The 19,468-nt window shown below is 41.0% G+C and carries 15 protein-coding genes; 1 reads left to right on the top strand and 14 read right to left on the bottom strand.

The genetic code is table 11. From position 1 onward, the window contains the following. Positions 1 to 175 precede the first annotated feature (175 nt). Positions 176 to 1,174, bottom strand: a complete 999-nt coding sequence (locus QP794_RS23440; protein ID WP_285079143.1) for an HNH endonuclease — start codon at positions 1,172 to 1,174, stop codon at positions 176 to 178. 198 nt (positions 1,175 to 1,372) lie between these two features. Beyond that, positions 1,373 to 1,807 carry a hypothetical protein gene (locus QP794_RS23435; protein WP_285079142.1) on the bottom strand — a complete coding sequence of 145 codons (435 nt, stop codon included), beginning with the start codon at positions 1,805 to 1,807 and terminating at the stop codon, positions 1,373 to 1,375. A gap of 379 nt (positions 1,808 to 2,186) precedes the next feature. Between QP794_RS23435 and QP794_RS23430 the strand changes: the two genes are divergently transcribed. Further along, a complete protein-coding gene (locus QP794_RS23430; protein ID WP_285079141.1) occupies positions 2,187 to 3,677 on the top strand; it encodes a PIN-like domain-containing protein in 1,491 nt (496 codons plus the stop codon). Between the two features lie 57 nt (positions 3,678 to 3,734). Here the strand turns inward: QP794_RS23430 and QP794_RS23425 are convergent, their stop codons facing one another. The 12 genes from QP794_RS23425 to QP794_RS23370 form a co-directional block, all read right to left on the bottom strand. Then, positions 3,735 to 4,559 carry a ThiF family adenylyltransferase gene (locus QP794_RS23425; protein ID WP_285079140.1) on the bottom strand — a complete coding sequence of 275 codons (825 nt, stop codon included), beginning with the start codon at positions 4,557 to 4,559 and terminating at the stop codon, positions 3,735 to 3,737. Positions 4,560 to 4,575: 16 nt separating this feature from the next. Continuing rightward, positions 4,576 to 5,799: a hypothetical protein gene (locus QP794_RS23420; protein ID WP_285079139.1), complete on the bottom strand. Its 1,224-nt coding sequence runs from the start codon at positions 5,797 to 5,799 to the stop codon at positions 4,576 to 4,578. 25 nt (positions 5,800 to 5,824) lie between these two features. Continuing rightward, the gene (locus QP794_RS23415; protein ID WP_285079138.1) at positions 5,825 to 6,550 is read right to left on the bottom strand and encodes a hypothetical protein; all 726 of its coding nucleotides are present in this window, start codon (positions 6,548 to 6,550) and stop codon (positions 5,825 to 5,827) included. Further along, complete coding sequence (locus QP794_RS23410; protein WP_285079137.1) at positions 6,547 to 7,236, bottom strand: hypothetical protein; 690 nt, start codon at positions 7,234 to 7,236, stop codon at positions 6,547 to 6,549. The genes QP794_RS23415 and QP794_RS23410 overlap by 4 nt, the downstream gene beginning before the upstream one ends. A gap of 17 nt (positions 7,237 to 7,253) precedes the next feature. After that, the gene (locus tag QP794_RS23405) at positions 7,254 to 7,580 is read right to left on the bottom strand and encodes a hypothetical protein (RefSeq protein WP_285079136.1); all 327 of its coding nucleotides are present in this window, start codon (positions 7,578 to 7,580) and stop codon (positions 7,254 to 7,256) included. 725 nt (positions 7,581 to 8,305) lie between these two features. Further along, a complete protein-coding gene (locus tag QP794_RS23400) occupies positions 8,306 to 11,443 on the bottom strand; it encodes a hypothetical protein (protein WP_285079135.1) in 3,138 nt (1,045 codons plus the stop codon). 15 nt (positions 11,444 to 11,458) lie between these two features. Continuing rightward, on the bottom strand, positions 11,459 to 12,031 hold the full coding sequence (locus QP794_RS23395; protein ID WP_285079134.1) for a hypothetical protein: 573 nt from the start codon (positions 12,029 to 12,031) through the stop codon (positions 11,459 to 11,461). Between the two features lie 85 nt (positions 12,032 to 12,116). After that, positions 12,117 to 13,241 (bottom strand): WxL protein peptidoglycan domain-containing protein, encoded by a 1,125-nt coding sequence (locus QP794_RS23390; protein WP_285079133.1) that lies wholly within the window; start codon positions 13,239 to 13,241, stop codon positions 12,117 to 12,119. 51 nt (positions 13,242 to 13,292) lie between these two features. Next, complete coding sequence (locus QP794_RS23385; protein ID WP_285079132.1) at positions 13,293 to 16,619, bottom strand: DUF5704 domain-containing protein; 3,327 nt, start codon at positions 16,617 to 16,619, stop codon at positions 13,293 to 13,295. A gap of 11 nt (positions 16,620 to 16,630) precedes the next feature. Then, a complete protein-coding gene (locus tag QP794_RS23380) occupies positions 16,631 to 17,587 on the bottom strand; it encodes a copper amine oxidase N-terminal domain-containing protein (protein ID WP_285079131.1) in 957 nt (318 codons plus the stop codon). Positions 17,588 to 17,650: 63 nt separating this feature from the next. After that, a complete protein-coding gene (locus QP794_RS23375) occupies positions 17,651 to 17,887 on the bottom strand; it encodes a hypothetical protein (protein WP_285079130.1) in 237 nt (78 codons plus the stop codon). Positions 17,888 to 18,416: 529 nt separating this feature from the next. Further along, positions 18,417 to 19,468, bottom strand: a 1,052-nt coding sequence (locus QP794_RS23370) for a hypothetical protein (RefSeq protein WP_285079129.1), incomplete at its 5' end; no start/stop codon positions are given.

The following is a 19,468-nucleotide window of genomic DNA, read 5'->3' as shown; positions in this document are numbered from 1 at the left end:
CTAAGATTATTGTAATGTAATCGATTAAAATGTTAAAGTGTATGTTCAAAAAAATAAAGACAACTCCAAACGCCTTGGAGTTGTCTATTCTGCTTATATAATATTTCAGCTTTTCTCTGCGTTAATCAATATATGTTTCTCCAAAAAAAAGAAGTTTCTATAGGGTTTGTGATTTCTAACTTTCCATGAATCTCTTATACTTTTCCTCATCTCCAAATTCCTGTAGCAGCTCACTAAAATCATACCCCTCTCCTACTTTGATCAAATCCGGAATCGAACAAAGAGTAAGAGGTGGCATACGTTCATTTTTAATCGGTTCAGCCGAAGACCAGTTTTTTTGATCAAAAGCACCTGGTCTCAATAATTGTGGATGTTTAATGAACCTCGGGATTTGTCCTTGTTCTAAATAATTTTCAAATCCTCTATCCCGATCACTATAAGGGATCATGATCTGGATAACTTGATTTCCTGTACAAAGTACCATCCAGGCGTATGGTAAATTTGAAGGAGCATCTGCCCTTCTAAATATAAGGTACACCTCAGGTAACGGAAACACATCTTTTCCATCGATAAATTTAGTGTAGGCATTCAGTTGTACGAGTGGATGCTTTAAAATATGTTTTGTTTCTTTAATCCAACCTAACGTTTCATGAAATTCTAAAAAATCAGCTTCATCCATCATGGTAAGTGCCATCTTTACGTATGCTTTATAGACGGCCATCGGTATGTATTTTCCTCTCTCCAAGCTTACACTGATCTCCCCGGACTGTTCATCGTAAGCAACAAGTTTGGAATATCGTTCATCAACTTCAATTTGGACAATATCCCCGTGAGCTTGTATATCAATGATTCCCTCTCTTTTATGCGAAGGAATCCCACCTTTCCCTTGGAGTAACGTAAGTGTTCTAAATGGACCACTGTAATTTCCAAGTTGATTCTCTATATGTTGACCAAAGTCTCCATTACAGTTATCACATTCGTAATATGAAACCACATATTTGTTACCCAACAATTGAGGTATCGCATGAGCCGCTTTCCTAAACTTCTTTGTATTCGTTATTCCACAAAATCGGCATTTTCTTTTGTCCTTGTTCCCTAAGACTAATTCTTGATCTAGTAAAAAATATTGTGTTCGGTAATACTTAGAATAGAATATTGCTTCGTTGTTTTTCATAAATTTCACCCCTAACTAATTATACTAAACAGATTATAATTAGTTGGACAAAAAATATGATTCCTCATAATATTATCCATAATAATTAAAAAAACACGTCTTCTATCCTTGTAAAGGTATGCAGACGTGCTTTGTATATATTAGATTGGACAACCTACGAGCCAATCTAATTAATATTAACATTATATTTGGCTCTATCTATGCTACAGGGATTGCTACTCGTATCTTCTCGAATACGACATTTTCTTCAAGTTCTTCAATTTTTCTATTTAGTAACTCGATCTTCATCAGTTCCATAGCCATAGTACGTGCTTCTTCTGTATCGTTTGCCCGAACTCCAAGTCTCAAGGCAGGTATATACGCAGTTACCTGTTCTGCTTCTTGCTGTTCGAACATAACCATCAATTTAAGTCCATTAACTTGAAGTGTTTCAATTCGTGCGTCATCATGACTACATACAACCTGTAAGCGACCTTTCTCCATTTCAATCTCAACGAGATCTACAGCATTCATACTTGCTTCTTCCATTGTGTCTCCTTGTGCCCCCAGTTTTAAACAAGGGATATACGCAGTCACATTCTGTTCAGCGCGATCCTCTTCAAACATAACTAGCACTTCCAACTCATTCTTCATTACAATTTCCCCCTCAATGTAATTAATACAGATATTAGGTTTAGAAGTTGAATACTATTAAGTATCCATAGTAGAAATCAATATAAGATATACAAAAATACAAAAAAACCATCGAAACACAAAAAACACCCTACTCGGTGTCTATGTCTCCATGGCTAAATAGCTCAAATTTGTTATGTACCAGGTAATGCTGGTGCTTACTCCATCACTGTCATCTCGGGTGACAGTGAAAATAGATTAAAACGTAATAATCTATTTATACTACAATCTACAAATTTCGTCAAACAACCTGTTAATCTAGTTAAATTATTGGATAGATTTTCATTTACCTGATACAATAGACCTGTTTGGTTCTATCATCCAAGTGGAGGTATTCAAGTTGCTCGATAATTTCGATAATTTCAAAAAGGTTTGGGACTCTGATCCATTGATCGTACTAGATACAAACGTATTTCTCCGTTTGTATAGCCAATCTCCGGATGTAATCAATCAGTATATTGAGATACTGAGATCAGCTAAGGATAGAATTTGGTTACCAGCACAAGTTGTTCAAGAGTTTGAAAATAACCATACAAAAGAGCATGGTCGAAATTTCACTAAATACGAGGTATTCTTAAAACAGATCCAAAGTACGATTGAAAAAAATAAGAATACGCTTGAAGGTGAATTCATAAAACATTTAGAGCTAAAGTATCCACTTATTGATGAGCTCAAAGTTCAGATGACTGGTCTTATAGATGAGATGCAAAAGGCTACTGTGCAGTATAAAGATAACATTAAGCAGCAGATCGACGAAAACACTAAGGTTTTAAGAGAGGATGCTGTAAAGAAATTTGTACATGAACTAGTAGAGTCAGGTGCAACAGGGAAACGCTTTTCCCTTGCTGAAACAATCTCATTGTATCAAGAAGGGGAAATTCGATTTAAGCATTTAATCCCCCCAGGCTATGAAGATATATCCAAAGATGCGGATGACCCAACTAAACAAAGGAAATTCGGAGATTTGATCTTGTGGAAACAAACTCTTTCTAAGGCTAAATTAGAAAACAAAAGCATAATATTTGTTACAAATGATGTTAAGGAAGACTGGTGGGTCCTGGTTGACAAACAACCTGCGTGTCCACGTTATGAACTTTCTCAAGAGTTCAGTGAAATCGTTGGTGAGAAGTTTATAATGTCAACAGGACAGAACTTAATTAGATATATTTCAAGTATTAATCAAATCGCAATCGATACACATCTGATGTTCCTTGAAGAAAATTCGGATGATTTAATTGAAGAATTGTTTGACGGAGAAGATTGGAGTAGTATTCTCAATAATAAAAATGATCTGGATTTTTATCTGGTCCATAGTGGCGATCTTCAACATTACATTGATGATGCAATCTCTGATGTAGAAATTACCGATTACCCGGAGGATACCACCGATGTAGTGCTTACCGTCGAATCAATTGATTATCATCATGAAAAGGCATTTATTCAAGGAAGTTTTGAAACAGACATTGAAATTGCAGTTAGTTCATACTTCTATGGTAAAGAAATTACATCAACACAAGGAAAATGTTCAATTCACGGCCGTTTTTCAGTCGAGTTCACTTTAGATGATACTGATGATGAATTGTCAATAAAAGAGGGAACATCAAAGTTCACAGTTGGTGGATTTGGTATTAATGGATACAAGGAAACTAAAAGCTACCTGAATGACTATAACGATAGTTGCTCACATTGTAATTCCGATGTAGTTTATTACACGGATTCAGGGGATGGAGTTTGCGAAGATCACAAAGATTTATATGACTATTGCCCTGGCTGTAATACCTTATTCGAAAAAGGTTCCCTCCCTGGCGGGTTGTGCAATAACTGTGATTAATTAAAACAAAATAAAACCACGACCATGTTAAATAGGTCGTGGTTTTTTCCAACTAGACTATGTTCCAACGTATACTGGACGACATGCGCCGGTTCTGGCATTAAAATTAGCGTAGTGTACCTGAATCGAATGATTACTAAACAATTCATTTAGTATCGTCGAAATATGAAAGGCCGCAAATTCATTTGCAATCATACGTTGAGGCTGATAGGGCTCCAACCCGCAATTATGGGATGGGGGAATCAGATCATTATCATCAATGGGATAAATTGAATCCAGCGGGGCAAGAATTTCTTTTCCGTTTTTCTTCATGCCTACAACCACTTGGCCAGAATACCCACTCTCCGAACTCTCTTCTCTATCTTTTTGGCTCCACGACTCTCCTTCAGGAACATAAACACCCTCAATACCGGCATCGATATAAATCAGATCATCAGTATTCTTAAAATAGTCATGCATTACTTTCCGAGAAAAATCGTTATCCACGGCCCCGATCAGAACTTTTTGAATGTGATGCCCCGACTTATGTCTATAATCAGTCAAAGAAAAGAGATTCTCTATTTCTTCTTTCGACTCTACATACTTATCTGTGTAAGATCCGATTCTAAGCCCATATGTGCTACCATAACGACCGGCCATTATTTCTGCTTTCTTGCAGCTAATATCCTGACGGATAAATGGTTGCCGTATTAAATTTTTCTCCTCAATTATATCCGGATCTGCGATCATTAAAAACGAATCTTTCTGAAAAGCCGCCAACATTTTTGTGATCCTTTGAACAGCATACCCCCCTGTTCCCCCGCAGCCTACTAAGACAATGTAATAGTAGATATCTGACAACTTATTGTATCGAAAGCGTTCGTCTTCTTTATGAAAGTCCATTAGATGTATCATTTCCTCACACCCCGTTTACTATTTTCACTTGTTTTTTCCAATTATGCGGATAAAGAAGCCTTTGCATTGCGTTCCATGAATTGTCTCGATCCTCGTATTCTCCTTCAAGAATGGAAGCTGAAGGAATCGGTATAAATCTACCGGCTACCCCTGCCCTGGTTTTTATATCAAATTGAATATTGTTATTGTTCTCCTTCAAATTTCCTATAACCCCATATAAATGAGTACCTAGTTCATCTTCATTATCAATTGAACTGAAGAAGGCATACATTGTATTGTGGGAGTGCACTTCCATTACTTTTATAACATGATGAGGGTAAGAACTATAATCCACCATAATCCCGTGTTTGTGTACTTCTTGGAGTGGTATATCCAGCATGAACTTCTCTTTAATTTGATCCCAGTAAATTACACCCATGACTTCGATACCATTATTCTTCTTTGAATAATCAGCAAACAATGAGATCAATTGCTGCATCATTTGTATAGGTATTTTCGGCAATTTAAACTTAAAACCCTCACTACATGGATATAACTTGTCAACTCTCGAAGCATGATCAATAAATTCACGCGCAGTATCTGAGTGCTTCCAGAGCATGTTTATATCGACCTTTGACACAAATACTCCAATACTGGTATCTCTCACTTCATAAAAACCATCCTCTGCTGCTAAGTAGGAGATGGTGAATTCATTCTTCCACTCCATGAGAGAGGAAGCCGAGAAAAAATATCCTCGACTTTCATCATGGAAGAATGCCCCGCTCCCTTTTTTCCCTTTGGCAATGACTGGTACAATGATATTTTTCTTTGCATCATAGTCCATATTTGTTCTCTGCTTTGACATTTCAGGAAAATCCTTCTCCAGTCGCTTACGGACATCTTCGAGTGTTAGAAGGGGGATTTGGTCAGAACTGAAATATTTACTAATCGGCTTACTCATTCCGGCATAACATATGTATGTGCTATGCGTAAAAGTTACCTTCGCCTCTTCTTTCTTATCGGAGGGGGTATCCGCAGATTCATCCTTCAAGGCATCTTCTTCTTCAGCAGTAAGACCACGACAAGCATCTGAGGCCTGCATGTTTTTCTCTTCCTCGGCACAACTGCCTTCTATGCTGCGGTTATCTGTTACTTTCCGATCCGTATTTTCAGAAGAATCTTTTGGACTCACAAAACCTCCACCAAAGTATGTAAACAGATCATTATCTCCATATTGTTCATTATTCATATTTATACCTCCAATTAATTTAGGTTTATATCACTAAAGCAATGCTTGTCATCCATTCGTGTAGATTCATACCGATTGGTTTTAAGTAAGAGGACGGAAATTCCCTACCTTTAACCTGTTCAAGTAATTCTCTAAACGAATATTTACTTTCATTCGCATGGCTATAGTAGCAATCCGTATTCTGTCCATTAAAAAAAAGTTCCGGATAGGTAGATAATTGCGAGATACGTTGGATTTCAGGTAGCTGAGTTGATCCCAAACAGACCTGGTAGTCTTCACCCACATTTGAATAAGGATAGACAAACACCTCGGTATCTTCATTAATAAATTCTTCATCTACCGTAACTACATAAACATTGTTTACAATATATCCGGCACCATTATTTTCTTTTAACAACTCATAGCCCATGATCAAGGTCGGAAAAGGAATATCTTGAATTTCTGCTTCGTGATAATAAAGTGGGCGGTTCCTCCCTTTCACACTTATAAAGCAGTAGGATTTCAATGATCCTTCGACGAATTTAATGCATCCCTGGGGTAGCAAAGGGGTAACGTGGGACGAGATGTTATTTGAAAGAACGATTGCTTCAGCAAGTGCTTCATGTGAATATGTTCCTTTCCCAACACTGACTCCATTTTGAAATTCCAGGACTTCAGGGAGACTATTATCCTTTAAGACGATAATAAACTGATTTCCATTTGATTCTAATTGGATCGCATACTCCCTCGTCGGTACAATACCTATATTCAACCTACTTCACCCTCCTGTGGAACTATTTTATTTTTGAGGATCTCGCATATTTCCTTAAAACTCATTTCTTCTTTTTCGTATCCAGACTCATCGATACCCATTACATTCTGTAATAAGGACATTGGTGTCCAATCATCAATGTGTGAGGCATACTCCCTGAGCATAGGGAACATTTTCAACAAAATAATTTTCTCAATAGACCTCAAAAGCTTATCCTCTTTTTCCTTAACAAAAGAGAGGACTAAATTCTTTATCGATATGATGTTCTCAAGAAAATTGGCGTGATACCCCCATACTCCCGAAATTTTGAAGTGGAGAGCGTCCCGCATCAGTGCTCCTTGCATAACCATCTCAAAGTATGGACATTCCACATCAAACAGGGATTTACACCTGGTATTTAGCTCTATTAAATCCAATGATTCCAGCCTTTCGAGAACAGGGAAGTAACACTGAAACTCCCAAACCTCCTCATATTGGCTTCTGGACACAGAATTAACCTGTGGGAACAGCCTTCGTATCGCCTCGTGAAACACTTCAGACTGATCTCCCCAGTTATAGGTTGTTATTGAGATAGGCTCTTTTTTGATATCACACCCGTGGTCATGTAGCATTTTCACCATATAGATTGCATCCATTTTGGCCTGCATCTGATACACTTGCTCATCACAAAGATAAGTTTTTTCCATAGCTCCTCCACTCCAATTTAAAAGAATCCCAGATGATCATCTGTTTTTCGGATAGGGCTAAGCTTCTTAAAAGCGTACATAATTTCTACATTATGTAGATATGCATGAATCGCATTACTGCAATTAGCACGATGGCCATATCCCTCATCAATGACTTCAGTACCTACATAATCTTTCGCATAATCTAAAGCAGCCATTGCATCTTGAAGAGTAAAGCTTTCCCAATCTACCTCGTCAGATATCGAACAACTAAAGGCAGCATCTACGACACGAAAAACACCAGCTGAAAAAGTGCACTTTTGTTCTTGGACCAGGTTCTCCTTGAATTTCATCAAGTTTTTCATAAAATCTCCTCCATTACGCAAAAAAAACCACGAAGAAAGAAGTACACCATACTGGCATACTGTTATTCTCCGTGGTAAAATGCTTTTTCTAAATTTGGTAATCAAATCTCTCCGTCTTTGCTTTGCAACAAAGAAAATCACAATAGTATCGTAGTTAATATATTATATCAGAAGTATCAGTCTATTAAAAGAAACTTATGTATTAGTTTAGATAAACGTGAGGAATCTTTTTTAATCTGAAGGTTAAACGGCAAGCTCGATATATTCACACTCATATTCACTTTCAATCTCTTTCTGATTAGTTATAGGCGATGTAATTGATTCATACACCATTTGCATAACAGGTTGAGCGATATCATCACGCAGATTAACTAACTTCGAAATCAACTCGCTCTCCTGTCTTCGAGACCGTTTTAACGAATTACAGAATCCTCCGATCATTGCACAGCATGTTAGTATCTGCTCCATATATTGAAATTGATCTATCTCTCTTTTATAGAATCGTTCCGTTATCATTCGTACTGTTTCTTTTGTCGATACCTCAATTTCTCCTAAATTGTTCAAGTGACTCACCTAGCCTTCCTCTACTATAATTAGTAAATTTTATCCTTTATATAATAACATATTAATTAGTATATTAGTATATAAACAAATCCTCATTCCTTTATCTTGAGAATGTTTATTTTCTTGGAAGGGCTCTATAAGCCCCCCCAAGAGTAAGATGGTTAAATACCTGAGGAGAGTGTGAATGTAAATCTGGACTTGTAAATACCGGCCATCAGACCTGTAGATTCACCAGGTACAAATTTACTTCCAGATCCGGAAGAGATGATTTTAACACGATCCGGAATACTCAGCGTAAAGTTGAGCGGAATTTCAACGTACCCCATCCCTTCAAATGCTTTTGCAGTCGCTAGCATTTCAGGACCTGTCCCAGTAAAGACATGTTTTCCAACGTTTGAAAGCTCGGCAGCTGGACCGGTAATCGTTTTGGTATTCAGCACATCCACGGACAAGGAATTGGCCGGAATACTTACAACCAAGCTTTGAGAATTGGTGGAGTTATCCTGCATCGGATCTGATACGAAATCAGTCACATCCAAGCTGTATTGATACCCTTTTCCGTTCCCACGGCTGTCCTCGATTAAAGCACGGCTGACCGAGTTAATGGATTGGTATGGGTTTGTATTGTCGATGATGATTGTTGAGAGATCCGCACCCTCAAACCGAGAGCTAAGTCCCCCACTATTCACGGTAAAATCAACGTCCTCTTCACCGATTGGTGTGCCAGTTCCCGGATCCGGAGTAGGTGTTGTACCACCGCCACCTGGATTACCGGCATTCGGGTCAATAACTGTTACGGTGTATGGGCCTCCGCTAAAGACTGGTGTGCCTGTGCTATCTCTTACTTCGATCTCAATATTATGTGTACCTGGACCGTAGCTTACCGGGCCCGTGTACTCTACCCATTGGTTATTGCTGTCTTTGTAATGGACAGTGACATCACTTGTGTTGATGCCCAGTTCAATGGAAACCTGATCATTATTGACTGTAATTTTTGGATGAGAGACGGTTGTTACAAACTCCGTCACCTCACTCTCCTTACCACCTGCAGTAACAACTTTTGCTCGAATGGTATGAGCTGCGTTGGATACGCTAAATGATCCTGTGGTTGAGATCCACTCGCCACCGTCAATGGAGTACAGTGCCTCACCTTCTGAAGCATCATACGACACCTCAATATCGAGTCCGTATAGGTTATTGAGTCCTTTCTGTGTGACGACCGGTTTACCAACAACTACTGGTGCCGGGTTATCTGCCGTTACATCAAACGTTTTGTTAATAAGCTCTTGATCACGATCATTGAGCAATCTGATTTCAATTGTGTGATTTCCAGGTGTTAATAACAAGTTGTTAGCCGTATTGAAATCTTGCCACGCAGCTCCATCCACTCTTACCTGTACCTTAACGGTACCTGTGGAATCAGCGCTGATTTTAAATTCGTCTGCAGCAATTTTATCGATCTTTGGATGACCTGCAGTTATGACGATCGGATCACTAGTAATCGTTAACTCGCCAACCTCACTCATGTTACCATTGCCATCTGCAGATCTAGCTTGGATAGTAACGCTACCCGATTGAGTAACTATAATATCACCGGTGTAATCCAACCAACCTCCACCGTTAATTTGATATTGTTTAGTGGCAATATCCCCCGTAGTACCATAATTGATTGATACAATTGACTGATTAAATTTATCTTGCGAAGTAATCGACAATACTGGCTTATCCGGATTGGTTACAGGAGTAACATAATCTTTGGGAATAACTTTAAGATTCGACTCCAGGACGTTCACTGAGTTAGAACCTTTGTACAGCGTGTGTACTTGATAGTCATCCGTAATACCCAAAACAGTTTGGGTGCTGGTAGACTCTCTGATCGTGAAAATATCAATATATTTCTTTGAGTGAGTAAAGGTCGCCCCTGTTCCTGACCAACTTATCAAAGTATTGTCATTCTTCAGATAGAAGTTTCCTCCACTGCCAACTGCAAACTTCTTGAGGTCTGTTAATTCATTTGCAGGACCTGTGATCTTCAAAGGAGTAACAAAAGGTCCTCCCACAACTCCGGTAGAGGCAGATGCATTTGGTCCAATGTAAAACAAATTGCCATTTTTTACAAAATAAATGTTGCCTCCCAGGTTAGTAGAAATATAATCTACTCCCGTAGCAACTTGTTTTATTTCAGAACTGAAAGGCTTTCCAGAACTACTCTCCAAAGAGTATATGTCGTTGAACTTGTCTATTGCGGTTCCCCAGTAAGATAGTACCCCATTATCAAGGCTAACATATAAAGTTCTGTTTTCAGTTCCAGCATACTGATTGGTTACAGACCCCGAAACCTTTGTTAGATTTCTGGCGTTAATCCCTGCTGGTACTGGATACAAAGTGGTGGAAGAGGTGTCTAAAGTTCCAGATATCTCTTTATTGAACTTTGTAGTGTCGATCAATGTGTACTGACTTCCTGCGATTTCAAAAACACGTACCGTAGCCGCAGTGGAATCTTTAGATTCATTGTTTAGTCGGAACATATCAAATTCGTCTGCAGTACTAAAGGCAGGGAAGAAGGAAGTAATATCCACGGGAGTTGCTTTTGGCAAAGAATCATAACCAAAGGCTACACCTATCAAATAAACTTTTCCATCGCCTACAAGTAACATTGAATTCTTCCCGGGGTTCTGGGCCATTGGAATTATCTTCTTTATGCCCTTAAGATCTTCAGTGCTATCTGCTGGATCTACGAGTTTCGTAGCTACAGTTTTATCCTGAGCATAGCCAATACCCAGTTGACCGTTAGCTCCCCTACCCCAGGCTTCTACAGTCCCATCTGACTTTAAGATGAAGAAACTGTCAAATCCTGTGTTATTGTAATGAGCGTATCCTTCAAAATCTACAGCGTTTGAAGCCATTTTAACTGGGGTACCTGTACCCTCTTGATAAAATAGATCTCCAGATAGAGTGATATACAAATTCTTTACTACAGATGTCGAACTTCCTGCAGTATAAGTTCTTGTTTTTATGAACTCTCCCTGTTTAAGTTGGCCTTTATTGGCATTCAGACGTACACGATTGCCGCCTTCTAGTTCTAGAGACGAAACAGTGTTACCGCCGTCCAATGTATTGCCTTCATGGTAAGTATCAATTCCTATGATACGAGAATATTCTGCCGCCTGAGCTTTTGGTCCAAAATCAGCAAAAGAATAAGTACCTAGAATCAAAGCAAGCACCAAAGTCAGAATCAGACTTCGTTTCCATCCAATCCGAGTCGAGTATTTCTTCTTCTCTTTTTTCTGTTTTTCCAAAATGTTCACCCCTCCTTAAATTCCTGATGTTGACGTAGTCGTAAATGTGGATTTGTATGTGCCAGCGACAATACCAATTTCTTTACCCTCTTTTGTCTTGATGACTTGTGGCAAGGTTAATGTATATTGGAGATCAAAATCGTATGCTCCCTGGCCAGTACTCACATCTGCGGAAAAGAGCGTTGTTGGTTGTTTCGATAACACTTGATCTTGAGCAATGTGTCCCCCTTGAGTAAAGTCAAGTGGAATTCCCGAGATCGTGTTCTTCAGGGTAGCTGTCACTCGTACCGCATCGATCGGAATATAAAATTCCTGTCCATCCATAGTCGTGACAAAATCAGTACCCGATTGGCTGATGGTCCATCCGCCTCCATTCCCGCGATCATCAATGACCCGGGTAGTCGCTGCAGCTTGGGATTTTTGCTGCTGCCGGACAGCAAGCGTAATGTCCGTAAAATTTAATTTTGACTGTGTGACGACCAGGTTCCCACCGTTAACCTGAACCTCTTTCTCCATGTCCTCCGCTGAGGCCACGGCTGGCAGTGCCAATGCGAGAACCAGCACTGCAGAAACCCATAAGCGTTTCATGCGTTCACATCCCTTTTATGATTTTGACTTGATATAAACAGCCGATTAAAATCACATGGGAACCACCTCCCTTCATGAAAAAGGATCAGTCTTGAGGTGTGTGAACGGTTTGGCGTGCAGCGCGCTGACGTACCTGTTCTTCCTCATCCTCTTTCTTTTTTCGTTTGAGCAAAAGGATCAGGAATAAGAACAATGTTCCCAAGATGAGGATCACCAGTACAGCACCAAGCACAATGGCCCATGGATGTTCCTTCAGCCAATCCAGGAGTCCACCTCTTCCTTGTAATAGACCGGCATTACTTAGGCTTTCCTGGGCTTTCTTCACGTCTGCTTCGGTGACGGTGAAATTAAACGTCCTGGATACTTTTTTGCCGTTAAAGTTGGCTTCAAAATAAGCGGAATACTCACCTGGCCAAAGGATCTGGTCATTTATGTAATAGACCATATCAGCGGTCTTGCCGGCATAGATCGACTTTTCATTCGCTGCAGCGTCATACGATTCACTGAAAATCCCTTTACCGTTTGCATCGCGGATCATAATCAGTCCGTTTGGTCGCTGTAGAATCGTTCCTGTGTTGGTTAGTTTAATGGTCAGCTGCGAGTAACCGTTACTTATGTAGCTATGCTTAAAATCATCGATGCTCATATCTTGAACAGCGAGCTCCTTCTGTTTTTCCATCACGATCTGTACCCCGATGCGTGGAATCCGCTCAATTAACAGAACCGCTTTGTTTTGAGCCTGGGATGGACTTGCTTCTTCATCTGGAATTTGTTCGGCTACAATCCCTCCGACATACTCACCTGGATCCAGATCCTTGGGGACATTTACGGTATAGGTGTATTTCTTCTTTTCGTTAGGCTTAAGATGAATGAGTTGTTCTTTTGAAGGCGATATCCAAGAGCCTACGGAATTGTTTTTCTCACCCTTCAGCGTGTAGCTCTTTCCGCCGTTCACCATTGGCGCTGCATCTGCAGGATAGATCCAAAGGTCTATCGGTTTCTTGATCAGGTTCTCCACGTAAAAGGTGTATTGTTTCGTTTCTCCACCGTTCACCTTGTCGCGATAATAACCACTGGACTGCTCCACTTCTTTGACTGGTGAGAGCAGAAAATCCACATTGGATTCTGCATTAGCCTGCGTCTGCAGCGTGAAAATCGAAAAAAAAGCGAAAAAAAATAAGAGTACGCTATATTTTCCAAAAAATTTCATTCCGTTCTCCTTCCTATTAAGGGGTGGGGCAGGTTGTCTGCCCCGAATATTTTAGTGTGGAGCTTGTGCGCTGAAATCATCGCGGCTGGATTGGTCCGCATTATAGAACACAATGTCTCCGTCACGAAGATTGAACACATTCATGAACGAATCCAGGATGTTCGGACGAAATCCTTCCAGTCTCCATTGATTCATGAGCGGTGCATTAATATACTGTAGATGCGGATCCTGCAGGTTTCCATTCTGAATCGATTCAATATCGAAGTTAACCACAATATAGCCGTCCTTCAGGAAGATGGGAGACTTGTCAGTAAGTCCACCATGGAGCCGGCCATATTCGGCCAAGTCTGTTCCTTGTGCAACTACATAGCTGTCTGCAGGAATGCTATACTCCCCGTACCATTGCTGAATGGATGCATTTGCTCGTTCCGGAGTGACCGTTGCGTTGGATGGGATTTCCTTCGGTCCGATCAGTGTTTTGAGCTGTTCCGGGAGCAGCAGCTGAGCGTATCCACCAACCGGCGTTGGCTTCTTTGTGTACTTAAGAACGTAATTTCGCATATACAGGTCTCGATCGGTGCCGGCTTGCTGGTCTGCTGTTAAGTATTGATCATACCGCCAGTATCCTGCATTTTTGATATCTCCTTGCGGCACGCTGCGTAAGCGTTCGTTCAAGATGACATAACGCTCAACCTTATCTTCCGGAGATCCGATTTTTATGAATGGTTGCTCGTTGGTTTTATAGTACAGATCCACCGGAATAGGTGCACCACCACCCTTACTCACGTATGTGAATGTCGGTGTTATCCGAATCCCGTCTTTAGTTCCAAACATGTTACCCATCGTCTTGAAGTCAAATTTAAAATGATATCCTGTCTTAACAGCTACATTTTTCATTCCTGTCAATGGGTTACTGCCTGCACGAATTGGCAGTGTATAGGGTTCGTTATTTCCTCGCGGAGCTCCATCGATGCCATTTTGGCCAACCCAGTAGCTTACCCCCGTAGAGTCCTTACTACCAATGTATGTCCGGAAGACACGTTCCCAGTTATAATCAGCAATGTCCGTAATGTGAAAGTCATACAATCGTCCAATAACTTCAACACTCACTTGATCGACTGCAGCATGGTTTACGAGATTCAGATTGGCATCCTGTTCATAGGTGTATCCTTCTGGAGCATTTTCTGCAATGTTCCGGAAATATACCTGGTAGTCACCTTCATCGACCCAAACTGGCAGCTGGAACGTGGTATCTAATTGGTACACCGGAATATCAATCCAGGTATCTTTAGGGATCAATTGGCTTTTGGACTCATTGTATACGTCGAACGGGAATCTCACCTGCTTAGTCCGGAAATACTTCGCGTAATCCCTGTTGCCATACCCCGGATATTGCGCTACATCTAAGTGCTGACCGGATGTTGGGATCCGGACGATGAACGGCCTATCCAAGATCAGTGCAGATCGACTCATATTAGGCTTGGTCTTCTGGTTGTGCGGCTGGTCGTCTGATACCGCTGAGTAGTTCACGACTGGTGTATGCACGGTCACTGTATTTATGCCGTTAATCTCGTACTCCAATTCCTCTTCTTCGGTGTTAATACTGCCCGCTGCCATGATAAACTCGATTTTTCCTGTGCTGACCTCATCTTTCTTGTTGACCTTGTTAGATGGAATGTAGTTATACGGGCTGTACAATACATCTTTTCCGATCTCTCCTGGTGCCGGGATGTTCCCTGGCTGAGGTCCACGTTTAGCCACACGCTGTTTATTCATAATCGTCTGCCCTTTAAAGATCAGCGAGTCATTTTCAACCTGTACATCTGGAATAGCTGCTTCAGCTACGCTTTGCAAATTCTCTTCCTCCATGGTTGGTTCACTCGTACCTCCGTCTTTACTCCGGGAAGGACCAGGAACTGGACTCGGATTGTTTGCTGGGTAGTAATTTCCGGTCGTTTCTGCTTGAAATTCCGGTGGTTCGTATCCAGAAGGTTCAATTGTTATCTGACTGCCCGAAAAGGCATATTGCATCAATGTAGCTTTCTTGATGTTATAGACACTCAACTCATCAATCGTCCAGTAAGAGTATGGCCGAACTACTTGGTATGTTGGGCGTCGTACATCTGGTTTAGATCGCGGAATATCATAGACAGTCCTTGTACCACCGTCCTCTGTCGGTACCTCCCGCGGATCTAGCCAAGTCAACGTCCAGTGCTGCTCGACAACCACCGTGTACGTACATATCCCTGACATCTCCACAAATTTATTCTGCACCAAGTAATCTTTGCTAAAGACGTTACCATACAGGCTTTCTGAAGTAGGTATGCCCTTTGACACATCAAAAGGTTCGCTTCCTCGTGCATCAGCCTTAATAACTCCTGTTGCAGCCGGATCCATATACTTGCCTTCCAAGGTACGACCGGGTTCTGGCTTTGTACAAACCAGTCCGGGACTCGGATTGTCTGGTATTGTTGTACCGCCTTTCGGTTCATAATAAAAATTCAGATAATATATAGGAAAAGATCCATTGTATTTAAAGTTTCCAGGGTCTCCCCCACTTGGTCTACCGCCCGAAGGCGGCGACACAGTACTTTTCTTATATCCTGCATACGTATAATTGCTCCCAGGATCAGTATGGACAAAGTTATAATCTTTGTTCTTTTCCAGCTTTTCTTCCCGATCAACGAAATGATCAACTCCATTCAACCTTTGACCAGTTGTGGTCCAGTGCTGAATGATGGCTTTTCCCTCTTCAGGTTCTAGCTCGATAGTGAACAAAGTTGGAAAATAGTATCGGAAACCTAACACTCCAGGAGCAAACGGCGGAGTACCAGGTTTTTGTTCTTGTTCATACTTTCTATCAACTGCTCTAACAGCATCTAATACGCCGTTTAAAACATACACATTTAACTTAGCTGAATTTGTCCCTATGCCTATAACTGGCGTCTGTTCGTAAGTATAGCGAACCTTAGAAGTGGCATCTTGATAGTATTTCTTATCATTTTCCGCTAGTTCTCCCGTCCGTGAAGCATTAAAGGTTTCATTAGCGTAATCCCACCCAAAGTCAAACTGACTTACTTTCACAGACTTAATTTTACGAGTTGATGAAAATGTGAATTCATAAGGTCCGCCATCAACTCTTCGTACAGTATCACCCGGTTTATATCCTTCATCAGTCCAAGTACCTCCTGAACTTCTCCAAACTTCGTAATATACCATTCCTACAAAGTAGTAAATATTTGACTTAGCCGGATCCTCATCTTGATAAAGTCGATTAAAGCCAATTGCTTCAGCCTGTCCAATGCGAAAAGTAAAAATCGTAAGAATGGAAGACAAGATAAGTACCACACTAAGCAAGGAGTTAATGGTTTTCTTCATCCCTATCTCCTTTATTTAAATGGATTTACAATGGCAACTGCATAATCTTCTAAGTTGCCATCTTCTAAGAGAATATAATCAGCCGAACTGATTTTAAATTTACTGTAATCATAATTCTCTACAAATTTCCCGTTTTGAAATAGATCAAGACTACTTAAAACGGGATAGTTATTCATACCTGTCTTATCTCCATTATTCACAAACCCTGCATCAACAACGTGTCTTCCTCTACCAAAACTATTTTTCACCAGAAAAGTAACTGGGTTGCCTCTGGAACTGCTTCTAATTTGAACCCAGTCATCTCCTTTGATTGGATTTTTCACTAAATCAATGCTGTATACAACCTGACCATCAGCTAATTGCAGTGGAAGGTCACTTTCCTTTATAATTTTAACGCCTGAGTATGTTTCACCCTTCGAGTTCTTGAAAATGTCTTTAGTTTGCGTGTAAGCATTGAAATTGCTAAGCTTCGTCAACCTAAACTCTTTATTATCTGTGCTCCGGAAATCCTTATTTCCAATCCAGACCCAGCGGCCAATTTTGTCCCATTCTACCTTTTGACCAAGTCCTTCACTGACCAGACGCAACGGAACAAATGTCCGATTCTGTTTTAAGATGATTTGTGTTCCATAGTCTTTCTTTTGACCATCAACGGTCGCAGTTGTCTGTCCGATCGTCATATCTACCGTGTGATCCTTGGACTTGATGCCTACCTTAGACACCTTGCCAGTTTTAGAATAGGTCACCTTAGCACCCAGGGCTTCTGAAACGAAACGGATTGGAACCATGACGCTGCCTTGACCATCTTGGAACGGCTTCGCATCCGGAAACTTCATTTTCACCGTGTTCAGCAAAACTTCGACTTGCTTAGGTGTCGTTGCAGCATGTGCTGCAGTTCCACCAAACCCTACTGCCGTGAACATCATCGCCCCTGCTACAACCGTCAACAATACTTTTTTCATCTTCATTTGAAATGTCTCCCCTCAAAAATTAATAGTCCCTATTTTTATCGGTAATTCCAATACCTGCAGTTAACAACCTTCATCGAATGATCGGAGAACGTACATCGCTTCCTGGCAGCCATTCGTCAGTTCATCAAACGCTGGATAGGCCATCTCTGGAGCCTTGGGATCGTCTTCCCAACAAGTTTGTTCTCCTTCAGATCCGGTATTTGTTTTGACATAAGATTTGTTAAACTCCTTGCCGTCTACTTTCAGTGTTTCAGTCCATCCTTCTTTGGTAATACGAACAATGATTTCTGCTTCCATAGTTTTCGTCCTTTCTTCGATGTATGTGGGATCAGATATGATCGGTGGCGACCGTTATGCTTGCCGCTTGGCACAAGCTTATCATGCCGAATATACATTCATAACAGGCTTCGCCCGTAGTTCAACTGGAGGCTCCGCCAAGCGACGAAGACGCTGCCGGAGTAGTTGAACTTAATCGTCAAGGCAGGAACGCGCAGCGGCAAATCCTTGACGATTTCAAGGGCCATGATACGCTGGTCCAAGTCGCGGCAAGTGACATAGAAGGTCGCAGGCTTCCGGCAGAGCCGGAAGGCAACATTGCTTTTAATCGTTGCTTTTCGGATCTGTGCCGATTTTTATCTTTTTTCTTTCACCTGTAGTTCCCAGGCTGACTTAATGACTTTCGAATCATGTGACATGATCTTTAAAAGATTCTGTATACGTAGTATGCTTTTTGTTTTTCCTGCCTTGGTTTGATTTGCTGGATGGGATTCAAATTTCATTAAATCTTCAGCTCCTTTTGTATAATCGGCACAGATCCCACTAGCAGCTATCTGGTATTAAGTCCTTTTGCAGGCATGTATCCTGCAGCTGCAGCATCCTTTTCTGATACGAACGTCTCCTCAACGCGCATGTTCAGTGGATAATTACTGCGATAATAGTATTTCAGACCAGTACTTTCATCTATCGCTCCATACACGACATTCTTCTTTACGATCCGGCCACTACCAAATGCGTAATTGTTATAGAACTGGTGCCCCACCGGCAAGCCTTGGATGAATGCCATAATCCCAATGTCATCTACACTGTTTGTCCATTCCTCATTAGGAATCAGAGGAATTTTAAAATCATAGTAACTGCCGAGTCGAAGAGCAAATTGATTATGTTGATTGATGAAATAGGCCACATCTTTTTGAACTGCATTCACAATGGTTCTGCGCCGCATCTCATCAAACTGCTTTTCATCATTCAATAGTGAAATATCCGTAAGTCCTTGCAGCTCCTTACGATAACCCTTCAGCCAGGTGCCTGTACTTGCCTCATACGCGGTTACGTAACTGTCCAAGGTGAAATTAATGCTGTTCCCCGCTTGATCGCTGTAGGCATAAGGTTTCTCCGGTTTCCATTCGTGTTTATAAAGCTTGTTCCCACCCGCGTCCGTATACTCCGTAAATGCGTAGATATGGAATCCGCTATAGTCGGTAACGGCTACTACCGGGACGTATGCTGCCAGCGCGCCCTGGGATACCGGATCCTCTCCTGCACCAAAATTAAGGTTCATGGTTTTCCAAAATGTCTCGATGGCAGCTTCCTTATTCGCATTGAAATACTTGCTGGACTGATAGGAAGCTTCATTCTCCTGATACTCATTTTGATTCAAGGCAAACGCCGCATCTTGGACAGCCGTATGTAATGCTGCTGAATACTGTGCTTCTAGCCGGTTAACTAGCTTCTGATCCGATGTTCGCATATCCAATATGAGATAAAACGGTACGACAATGAGAAGAAATATGATGGCCAGGTTAATAGAAATAGGTAAGGATTTGATATAATCACCGCCTTTTCCCCTTCTCCACACCGTGCGTGCGACTTTCATCGCAC

Source organism: Paenibacillus sp. UMB7766-LJ446, assembly GCF_030226665.1.
In the GTDB taxonomy this organism is placed as follows: Bacteria; Bacillota; Bacilli; order Paenibacillales; family Paenibacillaceae; genus Paenibacillus; species Paenibacillus vandeheii.
The sequence above is the reverse complement of the archived record's forward strand: the minus strand, read 5'-3'. Positions and strand labels throughout refer to the sequence as shown.